The following is a 17521-nucleotide window of genomic DNA, read 5'->3' on the forward strand; positions in this document are numbered from 1 at the left end:
GTTAAATAACCCGAATTCTGGATAAGAAATTGACATGAAGCCTGTTCCAGGAGCAGTGTTTTGGTGCAGGCCGAAACAGCTCCGGGGAGGAACAGGCTATGAACAACTTAGTTGAAATTTTCTGTGATGTCGATGATTTTTGCCGTTTTTTCATCCCTCAATGGGAACCATTTTGTCTTGATAGCGGGCATCGTTTACGCCGCCGACAAGGTCACATGTATCCTAGTGAAATCATGACCATTTTGGTCCTTTTTCATCTGTCACATTACCGGGATTTTAAACATTTTTATCTGGAACACATTTGGAAATATCACCACAACGATTTTCCCACCTTGCTCAGCTATTTCCGTTTTGGCGCCACTATGCAGCTATCTGACTCAATTAAAAGGAAAACCTACAGGTATTGCTTTTATTGATTCCACGAGTTTGAGTGTCTGCCATAACATTCGCATTCCTCGGCATAAGGTCTTTGCCGGGATAGTAAAGCGCGGAAAAAATTCAATGGGATGATGTGATGGACGTCCCCTTTTAATGCCGTATTGCCCATCTCATCAATGCTGTTGGTCATACCTGACGCACTGCCCCGGCGAAGCCTGAAGAAAAGTATGCCGGAGAAATTTTTAACTTTGCCTCTCACAATATTCCCGACTTCAGCGTAAAGACTACATAGCAACTGGCTGAGATAGATAATGGAGATCACCATACAGGCAAGGAGAGTACCTATCGCGGAACCTTTCATACCCAGCTCAGGCATTCCAAACCGGCCAAACACCAAGCCGATGGTGAGAAAAATATCACTTATCTGACCGGCAAGACCCGCGATGAAAGTGATCCGGGTTTTGCCAATGCCATTGAAATACGAGGCCATAGAGACATTGAATACCATCACGCCGCCAAAAAAAACGGCATAAAAGAGATATTGTGATTCAAGTACGATACTGTCAGCCGGACGCGAGCTAAGCTCCGGTATCAGTGAAATCAGTGGTGCACACAGGGCGAGCACGACACCAGTTGCGAAACCCGTGAATCCCTGTGGCCCCTTCCGACTGTGCTTCTTTTGCTCGTGTTCCGGTGCCATGTGCATAAATAGCATCAATGTCGCTGGCAGTAATACCAGCCCGCGACAGAAGAAGCTGATGGCAACGGGCGACACTATCCTGATCGGGATTTGTTGGATGTTTGGCATCATTGTTACTGACAGCCGCGACCAGTTCAGCCATAGGGAGCTGTGTGGGCAGGAGTGAGTCTTCACGCTGCAGAACCAGAAAAGCGGCCCTTCCGAGATAGTGATAAAACGGCGCTTATTTGAGAACGGTTGGCATCGTTCATTACCCAGTGCGTTCAACATATAAAACCCCGACCAGACTTTTTTTGAGAATGCGTCGCTACCACCAATAACGGCAGCAGAAATCATCCCCCGTTGCATATACATAACACCGGAAGAGAGCATTTTATAGTGCTCATTTCGTCCAGTGATATCATCAACCGCAAGCGGATAATAGACATCACCACAGAAGAGATGCGCAACACGATCTGCCGAGTCATTAAGTTAAATTATTTATAACTTGTATGGGATCAATCTGATCTTGCAAAACCATTAAATAATCTAACCTGAGATTTGCTTAAGAAGAGAACTAAATGCCTGAGGCACGATCAAAGTTTTTGTCAAAGAAAACAAAATCGTGGAGATCCTCAGGCATGTCTAATTTAGAAGAGCTTTACTGCTGCGTCGATGATTTTTGCCAAAAATTTATCCCTCTCTGGCATCAACAGTTAATTGAAAATAGCTTGCTCAAACGTCGTCGCGAAGCTTCCCTTTCTCTCAGTGAAGTGATGACGCTCTTCATTTTATTCCACATGAGCCATTATCGTGATTTTAAAACGTTTTATATTCAGCATGTAAAACACTATCTTAAGGCCGATTTTCCCCGGTTGGTCAGCTACACCCGGATGTTAACCTTGAAGCAAAGAGCGCTCATTCCTCTCTGTGCTTTTCTTTCGTCACTATCATGAAAAACTGGAAGTTTGGTCTGGTGATAATATATCGGAATCGGACTACGTGATACTTCCTACTATTCCTACTAATAGCTCTGATGCTGAGATAGGTGAGGGACTGAGGCTCGCTCTTAGTCGCTGTATCGGTTAAATCAAGATCCCAGCCATAAAAAAGCTGGGATTTTTTTCCCTTTTTGGTTATTCGGCAAGCTGTTTTCTTTTCGGTGATTAGTTATCTGAGGATAAAAAAACAGGTATCCATTAGAGCCTATCCCAATAGGGTTTTGTTCCAAACTATAATCCCGCACGCAAAATGTAACATAGCTTCATAGTTTTCGACCTTCTTTTCCCATCGGATCAGTATCCGGCGAAAGCGATTCATCCAGCTATGAGTCCTCTCGACAACCCATCTTTGAGCTTTAAAGTCCGTATTCTGGCAGGCATCTGATTCTTCCTTGCGAGACTGGATGTGCGGCTCGTAGTGCCGACTTTGTAGATAGCCTCTCAGCCATTCAGCATCATATCCCTTATCCAGACACAGCCTGACCTTTTTACCGGGCTTGCCTGTCTGAAGTGCATCAAGCGTATCTGCAACCAATTTGATATCGTGCGTGTTTGCCGCGGCAACAACGAGTGAAAGAGGAAGCCCGTTAGCCTCGGTCATGAGGCTGCGTTTTACGCCTTGTTTCCCCCGGTCCGTGGGGTTACGACCTGTTTTTTTGTCCCCGCTAAAGGGGATTTGGTCATGCAACCATCCAGTGATAACCACGACCAGTCGATGATCGCGAGATGCTTGCAGGCCAGTAAACCGTTCTGCCAGAAGCGTTCAAAAACGCCGGCGTCACGCCATTCCTGAAAACGACGGTGAGCCGAACTTGACGAGCATATTCCTGTTGCATTCAGGGCGTTCCATTGGCAGCCCGTTCTGAGCACAAAGAAGATGGCATCCATAGCGGCGCGGTTATCAACCCGTTTACGATGTGTGCCCAGCGGATGCTGAGTTTTATGTTCGGGAATAAGTGGCGCCATTTTTCCCCAAAGTTCATCACTGAGCCGCCATTTGTTGTTTGCCATACTCTCTATACCTTCAGAAATTATCCGTTCTAGAATATTATACAACATGACAATTCCTTTTGGGATAGGTTCTTAATGCCAGATTTTGAAAAGGTACAGAGTAACCAAAAACAGCTTATTCACTATCATGTTTAATATATTTATCAACGATGTTATCCTTTGATTATTTTACATCTACCTAACCTGCTATAACCATTTAAAAGCACAAAATAGAAATATTAAAGCTTTTATATAAAAGACGGATTTAACTATAAGTAAAATTTTTTAAAATGACGTTAATTAAGTTTAATAGAATTCCATTAACCATTAAAAGAAAGTTAAAAATAAATCAACGAGAAAAAGAGTATTGTCCGAAAAAACATAAAAGAGTATTTTATGCCATGACGTGAAAACTGCACAGGATTACTGGTAAAACAGCGTCAATAAAGATAAAAAGTGAGTATGATTAGCGTTGATTAAACTTAATAAAAAACAGACATTAAATGTGGTAAAAACAATGGTTAAAACTTCATACCAGTTAAAACCAGAGGTTAAAAAATGGTTTTTAATAACAGTTTAAAACCTACCTATCATAAATCCATAAGTGAAAATAAAAAAATAATTTGCTTTATTAATAGTTATATACCCCGTAAAAAAAGATAAATAAAAATATTAATCGGTTAATCAGACAATCTATTTTAAAAAAGGAGCCAACTTTAATAACGTTTTCAATCGGGGAGTGAATTTTTTATCAGCCAGTTAAATAATCATTCATAAAAAACAGGAATAACAAAATCCGAAAATAAATGATTTAATCGAATACGAACTTGTTTACTCGCAGAATAATTATGTTGCACTTATTATGCGAAACCGCCAAATAATATTTATTAATTTTTCTTTACTGAAAATAAAATGGTGCGCTCTGTATCATTTTGTTCTATTTTTATGAAAACATTTCCTTTATTCCAATAATTGTCCTCATTTTTTAGGAACCCTGTGTTTTCAATGTAATTTATTATTTCTATTTTACGATTTGGATTGACATTAAAAAATACAACTTCATTAATCATTGGTTTTGTTCCATCGGGTGAATCGTAATAAATAACATAATCACTTGAAATAAATGGCATTCCTTTAATTTCATCAAAAGTGAATATGTTATATTCAATAAAATCATTTTTCGTATAAATAACATTTCATAATTTTGCTACACATGGCCTTCTTCAACCCATTGTTATATATAGAATTATGAGTAGTATAAGTTGTAGCGCTATTTTGGAATCTTATTTATGACAAATTAACATTCACAAATAAAAGAGGGATAATTAAAATCACACCCAAACAAACCAATATAATAAATGTTCTCTTTATAAGATTACTCAATTCCAATGCCAACATTTCTTTCTACACCTATGTTATATCCAGTTATATATTTAGGGAACCTCTAAAAACTCTCAATACAAAAAATAAGATCAATTTTGCACTCACCAATAAATGACCTTATTGTGTATGACTTTTTCTTGCTTTTTCAGGGGAAAAAATAAACTCATCGCTTTTTCATCACATACCGGAATTAAAAGGCATGAATGCCGGATTTTCCAAAATAAACCAAACGTTGTAAATTATAGCAGGTTGCCTTCAGAGTCATCGCAAAAGTGGCTCGCAGCTGGCCTATCGTTCGGATAAATTTTTCACCCATCTGAGAGAATGAGCCAAAGATATGTTCTACTCGTGCCCGGGTTTTCGCTATTTTCTTATTTCGGCCTTTCTGACAGTCTGATAAGGGCTTATTGCGTGACGCTTTCCTCTGAATATGAACACGATAGCCCTGTTCCTTCAGCTCACGTTCACGCATCTGGCTGGCATACCCTTTATCAGCATAAATGTCCCGACTTGTATTTGACCGATCCAAAACGGCTTCAAAAAACTGGCTGTCATGGACAGCTGCGGTTCCTGTCGCGATGTGGCGGATCACTTTATATTTTGTATCGACATTAATGGTCAGTTTATAGCCAAAATAACTTTTACCGTTCTTTTTCGTCCAGGTTGCCTCGGTGTCTTTCTGGCATCGTTTGTTTGCTGTCCAGTTATCCGGGGTTTTACCCTGACGGATTTGTTCATTCTCTTCCTTCTTATTGTGCTGCTTAGGAACTGGAATCAACGTGGCATCAATGATTTGACCCCCTCTAGGAATGAATCCCTGTGTCGAAAGCTGATGCTTCGCCTCTTCAAACAACGCTCTGGCACCTGCCTGGCCAATCCGTTTTTCGAAACACCAAATCGTGTTACGGTCTGGAATATTAATGACATCGGTCAAGCGACAAAAACGTTGCCAGCTCATTCGGTCAAGCAATTGATATTCCATCTTTTCATCGGAAAGATTATGGAAATGTTTCAGGATAATGATGCGAACCATCACCTCAGTCGGGAATGGCGGGCGTCCACCTTTGGGAGAAATAATACGTGGCGCGACAAGGTCTATGGTGTCAGCCAGTGCCGAGAAATCAACATACTTATCAAGAACAAGTAGCGGATCACCTAATTCATCGATTTTTCGACGGTGATATTCGGATGCCAGCTTGTCTTTTTTTAAAGCAGAACGAGGCGGTATCATGACAGCGCTACCTTGCAGAGATGTACTGTGCCTACATTTTACTCAATTTTGTGGCTGTGAAAAGTTTTTAGAGGTTCCCTTTAATATGTATTAGTATTTGACTTCTGTCTATATCAGTTATGGGGGATATAGTGTTCAGAAATGCGGGTAAAGACGAATAATAAGGCCTGGCGTTATCCCTTAGCATGACCGACATCTACCCATCCTGACTTTTCGGTATAAACCAACCTCCCTCTTTCTATATCACTTCTCTTGCTCATGAATTCTCCTATGATTTAGCAAAAACCGCCGTAAACCCTCGTCCAGTGCTGTCTTTCCTACACAAATATTTTAACCCGCCCCCTCGTTATTGAACTTTTTCCTCATAGATTGATCTCAATAACAAACACGACTTGAGGTAATCTTTATGTTTTCAACCTGCGCTGAACAATGGGCAAATGACACGTTTCAACACGCGGAATTAGGTGATAAACGCCGTACCAACCGCCTGGTGAAAGTGGCCTGTTCGTTTATAGGACAATCGCTCGTGCAATCTCTTGACTCTCCTGCCGATGTTGAAGCGGCCTACCGACTGACCCGAAATTCCACCATTGCGCCTCAGGCCATCGCCGAAGCCGGATTTACCGCCACCGTCGCTCACGCTCAACGTTATCATTGCCTGTTAGCGCTGGAAGACACGACAACCCTGTCATTTTCCCACGAGTTGGTCGCCGATGAACTCGGCTATACCACCTCGACGGAAAAATCCCGGGGCATGCAGGTACACTCGGTGTTGTTATTTGCGCCTGAAGAACAACAGGTCGTGGGGTTGATAGAGCAACAGCGCTGGTGTCGAGATGTCAGTGATTATGGCAAAAGCCGACAACGCGACACACGCCCTTATGAAGGGAAAGAGAGTTATAAGTGGGAACGGGCCTCACAAGCCGTCGACAGCCGGTTAGGGGAGCAGATGGCCAACGTGATTTCTGTCTGTGACCGTGAAGCCGATATCATCGAATATCTGCGTTATAAAACGAGCCAAAAACACCGTTTCGTCATCCGTTCGATGCAAAACCGGCGTATTGAGGAAATTCAGGATAAACTTTATGACTTTATCAGCCAGTTACAGAGTGCTGGAGAACGATTAGTTCAGGTCAGACAGAAAGGCGGGCGTCAGGCGCGTGTCGCGCATTGTGATATCCGTTATGCCGAAGTGACGTTGAAAATCCCCGAAGGAAAAAGCGGTGAAGCGGTGCGGATATTTTATGTCGGTTGCTACGAAAAAGGTCCTGAGGAGGGGCTTTGCTGGCATCTTCTGACCGCCGAACCCGTCAACAGTCAGGAAGACGCCCATAAAATATTCAGTTATTACGAGCGCCGCTGGCTGATAGAAGAATTTCACAAAGCGTGGAAAACGGGCGGCACGCAGGTAGAAGCGCTGCGTATGCAAAGCAAAGATAATCTGGAGCGCATGATAGTGCTGCAGGCCTTTATTGCGGTACGGATACACCCGCTGCGTTTTAGGGGTCTGAACAAAGAAGAAGCAGAGAAAGAGAGCGGTGAGACAGTATTAAGCCCCCTGGCGTGGAAATTACTGTAGTCAAAATAAGAAAAACGCCGTGTGCCGAAAAAAGCCCCGAGCTTGCATTGGGCCTTCATCAATCTGGGAAAACTGGCCGGCTGGTACGATTCCAAACGCACGGGTCGAGTCGGATGGGAACGACTTTGGGAAGGTTGGTTTCGGCTGCAAACCCTGATAGACGGCTATTTGCTGGCTAAATCAGTTGATTTGGAGAGCTGATCAAGAGACAGCACTGGACGAGGGTTTACGGCGGTTTTTGCTAAGTCATCATTGATACAAAGCTGTAATTCACCGGATAAATTGTTATGAACAGATAAAGCCAGCATGCTTGCATATGTATTGCTATGAGGTTGACATAAGCACACTTTACAATGCTGGCTTTTGTTTCAGTATTAATGCTCATTTTAATACTTTAATGATTGATTATTTCTGTTTTATAACGATATATGTCACCATCAGGAATAAATATCAGCCGGTGAGTAATGCATTGCGGAGCATCTTCCAGATGATGAGAAACAAACAGTAGCTGAGTATCACCGTCAGCAATCATGATATCAATAAAACGTAATATTAACTGACGGTTGAGTGGATCAAGCCCTTGCAGAGGTTCATCAAGAATCAATAAAGCCGGATGTTTAACCAGAGCACGAGCTATCAGAACCAGCCGTTGTTGTCCCCATGAAAGGCTGTGAAACGGGCTGTTGGCAACCTGAGCAGATAATCCCAGCAAAGCCAGCCATTCATTGGCCAGCTGTTGCTGGCGATCTGATACTGTCTGGTAAAGACCGATTGAATCGAAGAAGCCGGACAGAATCACATTACGAACACTGGTACTGACACGGTATTGCAGATGAATACTGTGACTGATATAGCCAATATGGCGTTTGATATCCCAAATCGTTTCGCCACTACCGCGCTGGCGACCAAACAGCACCAATTCATTACTGTAGCCTTGGGGATGATCTCCGGTAATCAGATTCAGGAGGGTTGATTTTCCAGCACCGTTTTGACCAATAATCTGCCAGTGTTCACCCGGGTTTACCTGCCAATCCAGCCCGTGCAAAATGGGTTGTTCGTTATATTGAACCACACCATTACGCAAGATAATCAAAGGTTGGTCAGGAGGTAACTGATCATCAATACGACATTCATCCGCTTCTGGTAAATGGATACCGTCAAGTTTTTCGCTGTGCACTAGTTGAGCAACCAGTGGATCCGCCATCACTTTTTCTTTTATACCAGCAGATGTCAGGTGGCAATCTGCCAGTACACCAATTTGATCAACAAAACCTGGGATTTCACTGAACCGGTTAAAGATAAGCACCAAAACGATGCCTTTTGCTGACAATGTTTCCAGTAATTCAGCAAGTTGACCACGGGCAAATGCATCAAGGCCATCAAAAGGCTCATCAAGGATCAGTAAATCAGGTGCAGCCATCAGTGCCTGGCAAAGCAATGTCTTTCGGGTTTCCCCGGTAGAAAGATATTTAAAACGACGGGAAAGTAAATCCATAATACCGAACTGTTTTGCCAGTTCCAGACAAAGCTCATTATCTTTATGATGAAGCTGAATAATTTCTGCCGCAGTGCGGCCGGTGTCATCCTCATCATCACTCAGCATATCAGTATTATTGCGTTGCCACTCTTTCTCAGTCAGTTTTTGTAATTGTTCTAAAGAGACGCGGGCACATGTGCGAAATGAGCAATTTCGTTCGCCGGAAAGTTGTACTAATTCATTTGACAGCGCACGGGCCAATGATGATTTACCACTACCGTTAGCACCAACAAAAGCCCAGTTTTCACCAGAAGTAATTTTTAGTGACGGTAACTGCAAGGTTTGGGTATCACTTAAACGGAAACAGCCTTGCGTTATTTGCAATTCAGACATCTTTTATTCCTTTTTAAGCAACGCAAATATCCTCTCACAAATAAGCGGAATGACGCTGAATGTCAATATTAACTTTTAATTAACATTTAATGTCAGATACCAGGGGATATGTGAGGTACACAACTGCATAATATCCCCGGATATTCCGAATTATTCAGTGATAATCGTGTCAATTTTCAACAAAGAGTTGCAATAATCACCTGATCAGCATTAAAAAGTGCAGTGATTTTATCTTTAAGATGCAGTTTCAGTTTATCAGCGCTTTGATTGGTCAGAGTAGAACAGAGGGTTTCACCACCATCAAGAACCATAAGAACTTCTGTGCTCTTTTCGCCAGTTTCGATTTTACTAACTTGTCCTGTCAGGGCATTGTCAAAATGGCTGGTGGGAAGTTGTTCTTTAGTCAATGTTATCCAGGGCGCTTTAATCAGAGCCAATACTTCCTTACCTTTTATCAGACCAAGACGGTCAGCACTCTGTTCTGTCAATGCCGCATTCAGTGATGTTTGACCATCTGCCAGTAATATGCGGACATGTTGCTGCACCTGATTATGGTCACGGTCAATAATTGTGCCAAAGAATTGATTACGGGCACTGGTTTGCAGAGAAAAACGGGAAATTGCAGCCAGCAAGCTATTGAGGGGAAGGGGATCATCTTTCAGCACATCAAAGGCTTTTTGTTGAATTTGTGCGAGTAAATCATAAAGTTGTAATAAACGTTCACCATAATGGGTAAGATTCGTCCCGCCGCCGCCCTTACCACCAGTAGCACGATCCACGACTGTTTCATCTGCTAACTGGTTCATTTCATTGATGGCATCCCAGGCGCTTTTATAACTGATGCCAGCCAGCTTTGCCCCCTGGCTGATAGAACCCGTTGCTTTAATCTGTTTCAGTAATAATATTCGCCGTGGATCTGCGAATAACCGTTGCTGTAATTTCAGTGTCAATAGAATTTCGGCTTGCATAATTGTTTTTTTCAGGAAATAAAATCGTGAATTTTTGTTGGCTAACCCGGAAAAACGCACGTTTAGCCGGTTATAGTTGTTTGTCTTTGTTTAGAATGGTACTAATTATAGCGCTATTACGCGCTATGGTTAAAAATGTGTTATGTTGCCGGCTCATCTAATGAGCCACTATGTGAGGCTACCATGTTTGAGTTGATTAAAAGTATGGCCTTCTCCCTGGTCATGGTACCGGTAGTGATGGTCGGAATCTTAGGTTTAATTTATGCCCTTGGGGAATTGTTTAATATCATTTCCCGTATTGGTCATTCTGAAAAGTAGAACTAATATTTCTTTGTACACCAGGTGCTATTCTGATTACCCGGTGATTCACCGGGTAATTTGTCTTAATTGATCACAATCAGTTTATTCTGTTTATCCTGTTTTTCTATTACAGCATTTTACTTCAAATTAAATCAGATAGTAAAAGTTGCTCACAATTTGCCGATTATTAATGGGATAGTCTTCCATTTAGCGCTATATCTTGTTATATACAGCGAACAAATGGGTAATTAAGCAGGTGGAAAATAGATGAAGAAGAGTTTTGCTAAACTGTTAGCGGGAGTTATCATTTCTTTTACTTTGACGTGGCAAGCATGGGCTACGGAGAAAGTCACCGTATTTGCTGCTGCCTCACTGACCAATGCTCTTGACGAGATTTCGATACAATATAAGCAAGAGAAAAAAGATGACGTGGTGGCTTCCTATGCATCATCTTCTACTTTGGCCCGTCAGATTGAACAAGGCGCTCCGGCAGATATATTTATTTCCGCTGACCAACAGTGGATAGATTACGTTGCCGGGAAGAAACTGATTATTGATAAAACTCGCTTTACTATTCTGGGAAATCAACTGGTTCTGATTGCACCGAAAGAGAGTAAACTCAATAAAATTGACATTAATAAAGAGACTAAATGGAAATCTTTGTTGGCTGATGGTCGTCTTGCTGTCGGTGATCCAGATCATGTGCCGGTAGGTATCTACGCTAAACAATCGTTGCAATATTTGGGGGCATGGGAGACGGTTAATCCTCTGCTGGCCCGTACCAGTAATGTGCGCAGTGGTATGGCGCTGGTGGAACGTGCTGAAGCTCCATTGGGTATTGTTTATGCTTCAGATGCGGTTGCCAGTGATAAAGTCAAAGTTGTGGGGATTTTCCCGGCAGAGAGCCACAAGCCTGTTGAATACCCTATGGCGATGATCAAAGATCATAATAATCCCGCAGTTCTCAGTTTTTATAACTATCTGAAAACCCCAGAGGCCGCGGCAATTTTCAAACGTTACGGTTTTCGCCCACTTTAGGAATAGATTTTTGGAGATGTTAAGTGAATACGAATGGCAAGCCATCATCCTGAGTCTGAAAGTTTCAGGTATGGCGGTGTTAATCAGTCTGCCATTTGGGATCTTGATGGCATGGATTCTGGTTCGTTTCCGGTTTCCGGGTAAATCATTACTTGACAGTATTATTCATCTGCCATTGGTGTTACCACCAGTGGTAGTGGGGTATCTGCTGCTGATCAGTATGGGACGTCGTGGATTCATTGGTGAATGGTTATATGACTGGTTTGGGATCAGCGTTGCATTCAGTTGGCGTGGTGCTGCATTGGCTTCTGCTGTTGTTGCTTTTCCGCTGATGGTCAGGGCGATACGTTTGGCGCTGGAAAGTGTTGACCGGCGGTTGGAACAGGCTGCCCGCACCTTGGGGGCGAATCCATTCAGGGTCTTTTTTACTATTACATTGCCGCTCTCTTTGCCCGGGATTATTGTTGGCACTATTCTGGCGTTTGCCCGTTCATTGGGGGAATTTGGCGCAACCATCACCTTTGTATCTAATATTCCGGGTGAAACGCGGACAATACCTTTGGCAATGTATACCCTGATTGAGACACCTGGCGCAGAAACTGCCGCGGCTCGTTTATGTATTATTGCCATTATTCTTGCGTTGATGTCATTGATGATTTCTGAATGGCTAACCCGTTGGGGAAGGAAACGTCTGGGAGCAACATGTTAGAGCTGGATTTTGAACAACAACTTGGTGATCTTCATTTACAGGTTGATACCCAGTTATCCTCTGAGGGAATTACGGCTGTTTTTGGCCTTTCAGGTGCTGGAAAAACTTCACTGATAAATGTGATTGCGGGTTTGTTACGTCCACAGAAAGGGCGGGTTGTTCTCAATGATCATGTGCTGGTGGATATTGAAAAAGGGATTTGCTTGCCACCGGAGCAGCGCCGGATAGGCTATGTCTTTCAGGATGCCCGGCTGTTTCCTCATTACCGGGTAAAAGGCAATCTTCAATACGGAATGTCTCCGGTGATGAAACCGGAGTTTGACAGCATCATTAATTTGCTGGGAATTGAACACCTGCTATCGCGTTTTCCTCTTACCCTGTCCGGTGGTGAAAAACAGCGGGTTGCTATTGGTCGCGCTTTGTTGACTGCACCTGAATTGCTGTTGATGGATGAACCATTGGCATCTTTGGATCTCCCGCGTAAACGAGAACTCTTGCCTTATCTTGAAAGGCTTTCTCAAGATGTCAAAACCCCGATTTTGTATGTTAGCCATAATTTGGATGAGATTCTTCGTCTGGCTGAAAATGTGATCGTAATGGATAACGGGAAAGTCAGGGCGACAGGGAAATTGGCCGAGGTTTGGGCTAGCAGCGCCCTGCGTCTTTGGTTACAAAAAGAGACGCTCAGCAGCATTCTGAACGTTTCAATGGTCGAACATCATAATCGTTATGAAATGACCGCAGTAGCCTTTGCTGACCAGGCTTTATGGTTGCCTAAAATTGATGCTCAACCGGGAACTGATTTGCGTGTCAGGATAGACGCTTCCGATGTTTCATTAGTACTGGAACCACCTCGCGGTAGTAGTATCCGTAATATTTTAGCCGCGAAAGTGGTTGAATTTTTTGATGATGGTGACCAGGTCGATGTTAAATTGGCGCTGAGTGGTCATTATTTATGGGCAAGAATTACTCCGTGGGCAAGGGATGAACTTAATTTGCGGCAAGGGCAATGGCTGTATGCCCAAATAAAAAGCGTTTCTCTCAATCGGCAACTGTAGAATCTGATTTTTCATAAATGAATAAACGGGTTGTCAGTTGAAGAAAGAAGATTGTCTGGGATAACAAGGGGTTCCCATGCGGGATTGCCCCTGAGTGTGATTTATGGATATCGCTAAATCAGATAAGAAATTAAAGAACATGCTTGCGAATAATTTCGGCAATACCTGGTTGAGTATTATCCAACGTCACCAGATCGGCTCGTTCTTTGACAGCATCGACGCTGTTACCCATAGCAACACCGAGCCCGACGGTTTCCAACATGCTCAGGTCATTAAAATTGTCACCAAAGGCGATAACGTCTTGCATGCTCATTCCCTGTGATTCAACCCATTGTTTCAAACGCATGCCTTTACTGTTACCTTTTTTGGTGATATCCACTTGATCAAACCATGACCATTCACACGCAAGATCGATATCATTTTCGATCTGTTCAGTTATTTCACGAAGTTTTGCTAAATCAGGGGAACAGGTAGCGAACTTCCAGATAGACTGCACTTCACCAATAGCATATTGAAAACTACTGACATGCTGCATATTTGGGCGTTGAGATTCAGGCAGGGTCTCAGACCATGTCATGGTGCGGATAATTGTGTCATGCAGTTCTTCATATAACATGGCATCATCCACATACATCAGACGATGAATATCGGTGTTGCTTAAGTGGGCGAGAACTTTTATCGCTTCCTGAGATGACAGTGGATCTGAGGCTAATACTTTCTTCTGATGGTAATCATACAGATACGTCCCATTACAGCAGATGACAGGCGTATCGAGTTGCAAAGCCTGATAAAAAGGGTGGATAGCGACATGATGGCGGCCAGTTGCAATCAGCACCTTAACACCGGCTTTACGGGCTTCATTTAGTACAGTGAGTGATTCTGGCAGGATATTCTTTTGCGGACTCAGTAACGTACCGTCCAGATCCAAAGCAATGACGCGATATGACATAGATTAGCCTCATAACTATATATAATGTAAAAGATATTACATTGGAACTGAATAAAGTTAAACCAATTGTGCGGTGAACTTAACGGATAATTAAAGGAGTGAAGATGAAACAGGTGGTTTATACAGCGAGTCCAAACAGCTGTCAGATTCATGTTTGGAGCCTGAATAATGAAGGTGAATTATCATTGATTCAGACAGTTGATGTACCGGGAGAAGTACAGCCAATGGTAGTTAGCCCGGATCGTAAGCATCTTTATGTTGGGATTCGGCCACAATTCAGTATTGTCACTTATCAGATTGGCTCTGATGGGAAACTGGTACAGCAGGGAATTTCACCAATACCGGGTAGCCCGACGCATATCGCTACTGACAGGCAAGGTCATTTTCTATTCTCAGTTTCCTATAGTTATAACAACCTGAGTGTCAGCCCAATTGACGATCAAGGTATTGCAGGCGCGCCTGTTCAGATTATTGAAGGCTTGCAAGCACCGCATTCAGCCAATATTGATTGGGATAATAAACAGCTATTAGTACCTTGTCTGAAAGAAGATCACATCCGAATTTTTGAGATGACAGAAGAGGGTTATCTGACCGAGAAGCGTGCTGAAGAAGTGGCTACAGCAACGGGGGCTGGTCCTCGTCATATGGCATTCCATCCGAATCAGCAGGTGATTTACTGCATTAATGAACTGGATTCTACCGTGGATGTTTATCGCAAATGGGAGAAATATCGGATTGTCCAGACTATTGATTCATTGCCGGAAGATTTAGCGGGTGTTCGTTGGTCGGCGGATATTCATATTACACCGGATGGTCGTCACCTTTATACCAGCGAACGGACTACAAGTTTGATCAGCCATTTTGTTATTTCACAAGATGGTTTTAATCTGACTTTGGCAGGGCACTATAAAACCGAAACTCAGCCACGTGGTTTTGCTATCGATCATAGCGGAAAATACCTGATTGCATCCGGTCAGAAGTCTGACCATATCTCGGTTTCTGCTATTGATAAATATACCGGTAAATTGACTGAATTAGCGCGTTATCCAGTTGGTAAAGCGCCGATGTGGGTGACGGTGCTGGCTCTTTGAGTTTGATAAGATTGCTGTGTAATGACGGCGATAATAGGTAGATGTAATACATCTCAGATTAATGACAAAGTGCCGGTCTTTTGGTCAGCACTTTGAACTGATGAAGATGAGTACAAAAATGATCTGACTATTTTTTAAGTAAAACCTGCTCATGTCCCGTTAGCGTGATATGACTTCCCCAAAAATCATTTGGTGTGTAAAACCGATGTCGCCATTGATTGCAAATTCATTCGTGATGCCTGCCTTTGCTGAAAAATTGTATTAAAAATATTAATAATCATGATGAATTACCAAAATCAATCAATCTAATTTCTCCAATGTGCCGTCATCTCCCGCTCCGGTAGCGGTGCAAAAGCCAGAACCGCCTCCCCAGAGCAAGAAACACCCACCTGAACCGGATAAGCCGCAGGATAAAAAATTACCGTGGTATAAGCGCTGGTTTCGTGGTGGAAAAGCGAAGGCCGAAGCGGCTGCTACGGCAGTAGCGCTGCCAGCTCCGGGCGCTGGCTGGCGGCCCCGAATCCGTTGACGGTCAGGTTAATGGGATTGTTTTATTCACCGAAGCTGAATGAAGGTGAAGAGGACTACTTAAACCGCTATCGCCTGAGTGAGATTGCTGAACAGTTTGGCAAAGCCCCGACTCGGGTGCGTTTCCGCTGGATAAGAGATGAAAAAAGCGGCAGGATGACGGTTCAGGGGTATCACGTCGGCCCGGAAAGTGGTCTGGATAAAGTGCCGGTTCGTATGATGACACTGAATCGGACCACCGGTAATTATGAATTCTGGGAGCCGGGAGAAACCCGGCCAACGATTTTATGGACGCCGGACGAACAGGAGTTTCAGGTTCCAGCTCATACCGGGAATGAAGAGCGGCCATTTATTCCGTCGCAAATCACCGTATTGCCGATCCCGGAAAAAGTGGGCAGCGATATTGAATCGTTGCCGATGCCGGAAGAGAAGGATTTCCGCGATTATATTCTGATCTTCCCGATCCCGAATATGCCGCCGGTGCAGCCGCTGGAAGTGGGGGAATATCATGATCTGGCCGGACGCAGTCGTAACGATGGGATGGATATTGATCATATTCCGTCTCAGGGGGCTCTTAGAAAATATCTGGTAGATAAATATGGACATAGACTATCTGGTGATCAGTTGGAGGCTACTTTGAGAAAAGGGGCTGCAATAGCTATTCCTAAGCAAGTACATCAAAAGTATAGCGAAACTTATGGTGGCCGTAATTCTGCAACTAAAAAGACTCAAGATGCCTTTGACTTGAAAGCGGCGGTAGACAGTAACTTTAATGCACAATTACCTGCTCGGAGATTCGCTTTTTGTATTTGGCTGATTTTCGTGTACATGCGTTGATATTTGAGCGTTCTGTATAAATATTCTTTCTAGTTTTCTACTTTCATCGGATAGCGGCTAACAAACCGCTATCCGTATTTAACATCTGTTTTCGTTCCATGTGTGCTAGATCTTGGGTATAAATAGTGATTGTCAACGTTGAAGCCCTAATTAATAGTTTGGAGAAAACCTATGAGGAAATTTTTGATGAGGGATTAAATTCCTTATAAAACTAAACCAAATGGTTTTCCGGGTGATGAGATTATTTAATTATAAATGGTAAAAGAGGAGGGAAGAGTTTTATAGTGAGGGAATTAATTTAAAATAAATTACGTTAACCCTATTAAAGCTTTTATATCAAGGACGGATTTAACTCAATAAACGCAATTTTTCAAAAGGAGAATAAATTGCATTTAATCGAGAATCATAAGCCATTAATAGAGAGTTGAAAAGAAATCCTCGCGTAAAATAATACTATCCGACCAGATGGGTATTAAGGCGCTTTCTCGCCGGTTATTTTACGAAGAAAACCATAAAAAAATAAAGCAATAAAAAAGGGATAAAACAGTTAATCTGGCAGGATTTAAGCCCTGAAAAAAGGGTTGATTATCCGAAAAAAACAGAGTCAGTAAAGATAAAAAATGGATATGATTAATATTGGTTAAACGTAAAATACAATATCCGATGATGATTAAACTTAATAAAAAGTAGAGGTTAAAAGGGGTAAAAACAACGGTTAATACTTTATACCGATTAAATCCATAAGTTTAAAAAATGACTTTTAATAACAGTTTAAAGCCTGCCTATCAAATAAATGAAACTTTTCAAATGGAGAATTAATTACATTTAATCGAAAGATCATAAATCATTAACAGAGCGTTGAAAAGAAACCTGCATGTAAAATAATATTATCCGAACAGATAAGTATTAAAGCGTTTTCCCGCCATATCCGT

General features: G+C 42.6%; 12 protein-coding genes and 6 pseudogenes. 11 read left to right on the forward strand and 7 right to left on the reverse strand.

Translation table 11 applies throughout. The annotated features are described in order from the left end of the window. Nucleotides 1-98: 98 nt before the first annotated feature. Nucleotides 99-507, forward strand: a pseudogene (locus VY86_RS15075) (transposase); the annotation flags it as partial. Here the strand turns inward: VY86_RS15075 and VY86_RS26690 are convergent. Next, nucleotides 410-1450, reverse strand: a complete 1041-nt coding sequence (locus VY86_RS26690; RefSeq protein ID WP_228939527.1) for an MATE family efflux transporter — start codon at nt 1448-1450, stop codon at nt 410-412. The pseudogene VY86_RS15075 and the gene VY86_RS26690 sit on opposite strands and share 98 nt — an antisense overlap. Nucleotides 1451-1698: 248 nt before the next feature. On the opposite strand from VY86_RS26690, the pseudogene VY86_RS15085 reads away from it, so the two are divergent. Further along, nucleotides 1699-2004: pseudogene (locus VY86_RS15085) on the forward strand (IS982 family transposase); the annotation flags it as partial. 55 nt (nt 2005-2059) lie between these two features. Continuing rightward, a complete protein-coding gene (locus VY86_RS26565) occupies nt 2060-2146 on the forward strand; it encodes a hypothetical protein (protein WP_420800628.1) in 87 nt (28 codons plus the stop codon). 117 nt (nt 2147-2263) lie between these two features. Here the strand turns inward: VY86_RS26565 and VY86_RS24205 are convergent. The 3 genes and pseudogenes from VY86_RS24205 to VY86_RS15105 form a co-directional block, all read right to left on the reverse strand. Next, nucleotides 2264-3117: pseudogene (locus VY86_RS24205) on the reverse strand (IS5 family transposase). Between the two features lie 818 nt (nt 3118-3935). Then, nucleotides 3936-4118, reverse strand: coding sequence for a hypothetical protein (locus tag VY86_RS15100; RefSeq protein WP_162200378.1), 183 nt, complete (start codon nt 4116-4118; stop codon nt 3936-3938). A gap of 503 nt (nt 4119-4621) precedes the next feature. Beyond that, nucleotides 4622-5659, reverse strand: a complete 1038-nt coding sequence (locus VY86_RS15105; RefSeq protein ID WP_046976644.1) for an IS5 family transposase — start codon at nt 5657-5659, stop codon at nt 4622-4624. A gap of 409 nt (nt 5660-6068) precedes the next feature. Here VY86_RS15105 and VY86_RS15110 point away from each other — a divergent pair. Beyond that, a pseudogene (locus VY86_RS15110) lies at nt 6069-7442 on the forward strand (IS4 family transposase). 193 nt (nt 7443-7635) lie between these two features. Here the strand turns inward: VY86_RS15110 and modF are convergent. Together modF and modE are read right to left on the reverse strand one after the other, a co-directional pair. Further along, the gene (modF, locus tag VY86_RS15115; protein ID WP_046975558.1) at nt 7636-9111 is read right to left on the reverse strand and encodes a molybdate ABC transporter ATP-binding protein ModF; all 1476 of its coding nucleotides are present in this window, start codon (nt 9109-9111) and stop codon (nt 7636-7638) included. 176 nt (nt 9112-9287) lie between these two features. Then, the gene (gene modE, locus VY86_RS15120) at nt 9288-10079 is read right to left on the reverse strand and encodes a molybdenum-dependent transcriptional regulator (RefSeq protein WP_046976904.1); all 792 of its coding nucleotides are present in this window, start codon (nt 10077-10079) and stop codon (nt 9288-9290) included. Nucleotides 10080-10262: 183 nt separating this feature from the next. Here modE and VY86_RS15125 point away from each other — a divergent pair, with 183 nt between their 5' ends. The 4 genes from VY86_RS15125 (at nt 10263) to modC (ending at nt 13184) form a co-directional block, all read left to right on the forward strand. After that, nucleotides 10263-10397 (forward strand): AcrZ family multidrug efflux pump-associated protein, encoded by a 135-nt coding sequence (locus tag VY86_RS15125; protein ID WP_071789454.1) that lies wholly within the window; start codon nt 10263-10265, stop codon nt 10395-10397. 249 nt (nt 10398-10646) lie between these two features. Further along, on the forward strand, nt 10647-11417 hold the full coding sequence (gene modA, locus VY86_RS15130) for a molybdate ABC transporter substrate-binding protein (protein WP_046975559.1): 771 nt from the start codon (nt 10647-10649) through the stop codon (nt 11415-11417). A gap of 16 nt (nt 11418-11433) precedes the next feature. Next, the gene (modB, locus tag VY86_RS15135) at nt 11434-12126 is read left to right on the forward strand and encodes a molybdate ABC transporter permease subunit (protein ID WP_046975560.1); all 693 of its coding nucleotides are present in this window, start codon (nt 11434-11436) and stop codon (nt 12124-12126) included. Then, complete coding sequence (gene modC / locus VY86_RS15140) at nt 12120-13184, forward strand: molybdenum ABC transporter ATP-binding protein ModC (protein ID WP_046975561.1); 1065 nt, start codon at nt 12120-12122, stop codon at nt 13182-13184. The genes modB and modC overlap by 7 nt, the downstream gene beginning before the upstream one ends. A gap of 130 nt (nt 13185-13314) precedes the next feature. Here the strand turns inward: modC and VY86_RS15145 are convergent, their stop codons facing one another. After that, nucleotides 13315-14133 carry a pyridoxal phosphatase gene (locus VY86_RS15145; protein ID WP_046975562.1) on the reverse strand — a complete coding sequence of 273 codons (819 nt, stop codon included), beginning with the start codon at nt 14131-14133 and terminating at the stop codon, nt 13315-13317. 104 nt (nt 14134-14237) lie between these two features. On the opposite strand from VY86_RS15145, the gene pgl reads away from it, so the two are divergent. The 3 genes and pseudogenes from pgl to VY86_RS25975 form a co-directional block, all read left to right on the forward strand. Further along, nucleotides 14238-15224, forward strand: a complete 987-nt coding sequence (pgl, locus tag VY86_RS15150; protein ID WP_046975563.1) for a 6-phosphogluconolactonase — start codon at nt 14238-14240, stop codon at nt 15222-15224. Between the two features lie 319 nt (nt 15225-15543). Then, nucleotides 15544-16589: pseudogene (locus VY86_RS15155) on the forward strand (S-type pyocin domain-containing protein); the annotation flags it as partial. A gap of 125 nt (nt 16590-16714) precedes the next feature. Then, nucleotides 16715-16835, forward strand: a pseudogene (locus VY86_RS25975) (DUF6392 family protein); the annotation flags it as partial. Between the last annotated feature and the right edge of the window lie 686 nt (nt 16836-17521).

Origin of the sequence: Photorhabdus thracensis, assembly GCF_001010285.1 — a bacterium.
In the GTDB taxonomy this organism is placed as follows: domain Bacteria; phylum Pseudomonadota; class Gammaproteobacteria; order Enterobacterales; family Enterobacteriaceae; genus Photorhabdus; species Photorhabdus temperata.

Bases quoted from the DNA above. Each gene is read 5' to 3' on its own strand.
- VY86_RS26690 (WP_228939527.1), bottom strand. From the start codon at position 1,450: ATGCTCTCTTCCGGTGTTATGTATATGCAACGGGGGATGATTTCTGCT.
- VY86_RS15100 (WP_162200378.1), bottom strand. From the start codon at position 4,118: ATGATTAATGAAGTTGTATTTTTTAATGTCAATCCAAATCGTAAAATA.
- modF (WP_046975558.1), bottom strand. From the start codon at position 9,111: ATGTCTGAATTGCAAATAACGCAAGGCTGTTTCCGTTTAAGTGATACC.
- modE (WP_046976904.1), bottom strand. From the start codon at position 10,079: ATGCAAGCCGAAATTCTATTGACACTGAAATTACAGCAACGGTTATTC.
- VY86_RS15125 (WP_071789454.1), top strand. From the start codon at position 10,263: ATGTTTGAGTTGATTAAAAGTATGGCCTTCTCCCTGGTCATGGTACCG.
- modA (WP_046975559.1), top strand. From the start codon at position 10,647: ATGAAGAAGAGTTTTGCTAAACTGTTAGCGGGAGTTATCATTTCTTTT.
- modB (WP_046975560.1), top strand. From the start codon at position 11,434: ATGTTAAGTGAATACGAATGGCAAGCCATCATCCTGAGTCTGAAAGTT.
- modC (WP_046975561.1), top strand. From the start codon at position 12,120: ATGTTAGAGCTGGATTTTGAACAACAACTTGGTGATCTTCATTTACAG.
- VY86_RS15145 (WP_046975562.1), bottom strand. From the start codon at position 14,133: ATGTCATATCGCGTCATTGCTTTGGATCTGGACGGTACGTTACTGAGT.
- pgl (WP_046975563.1), top strand. From the start codon at position 14,238: ATGAAACAGGTGGTTTATACAGCGAGTCCAAACAGCTGTCAGATTCAT.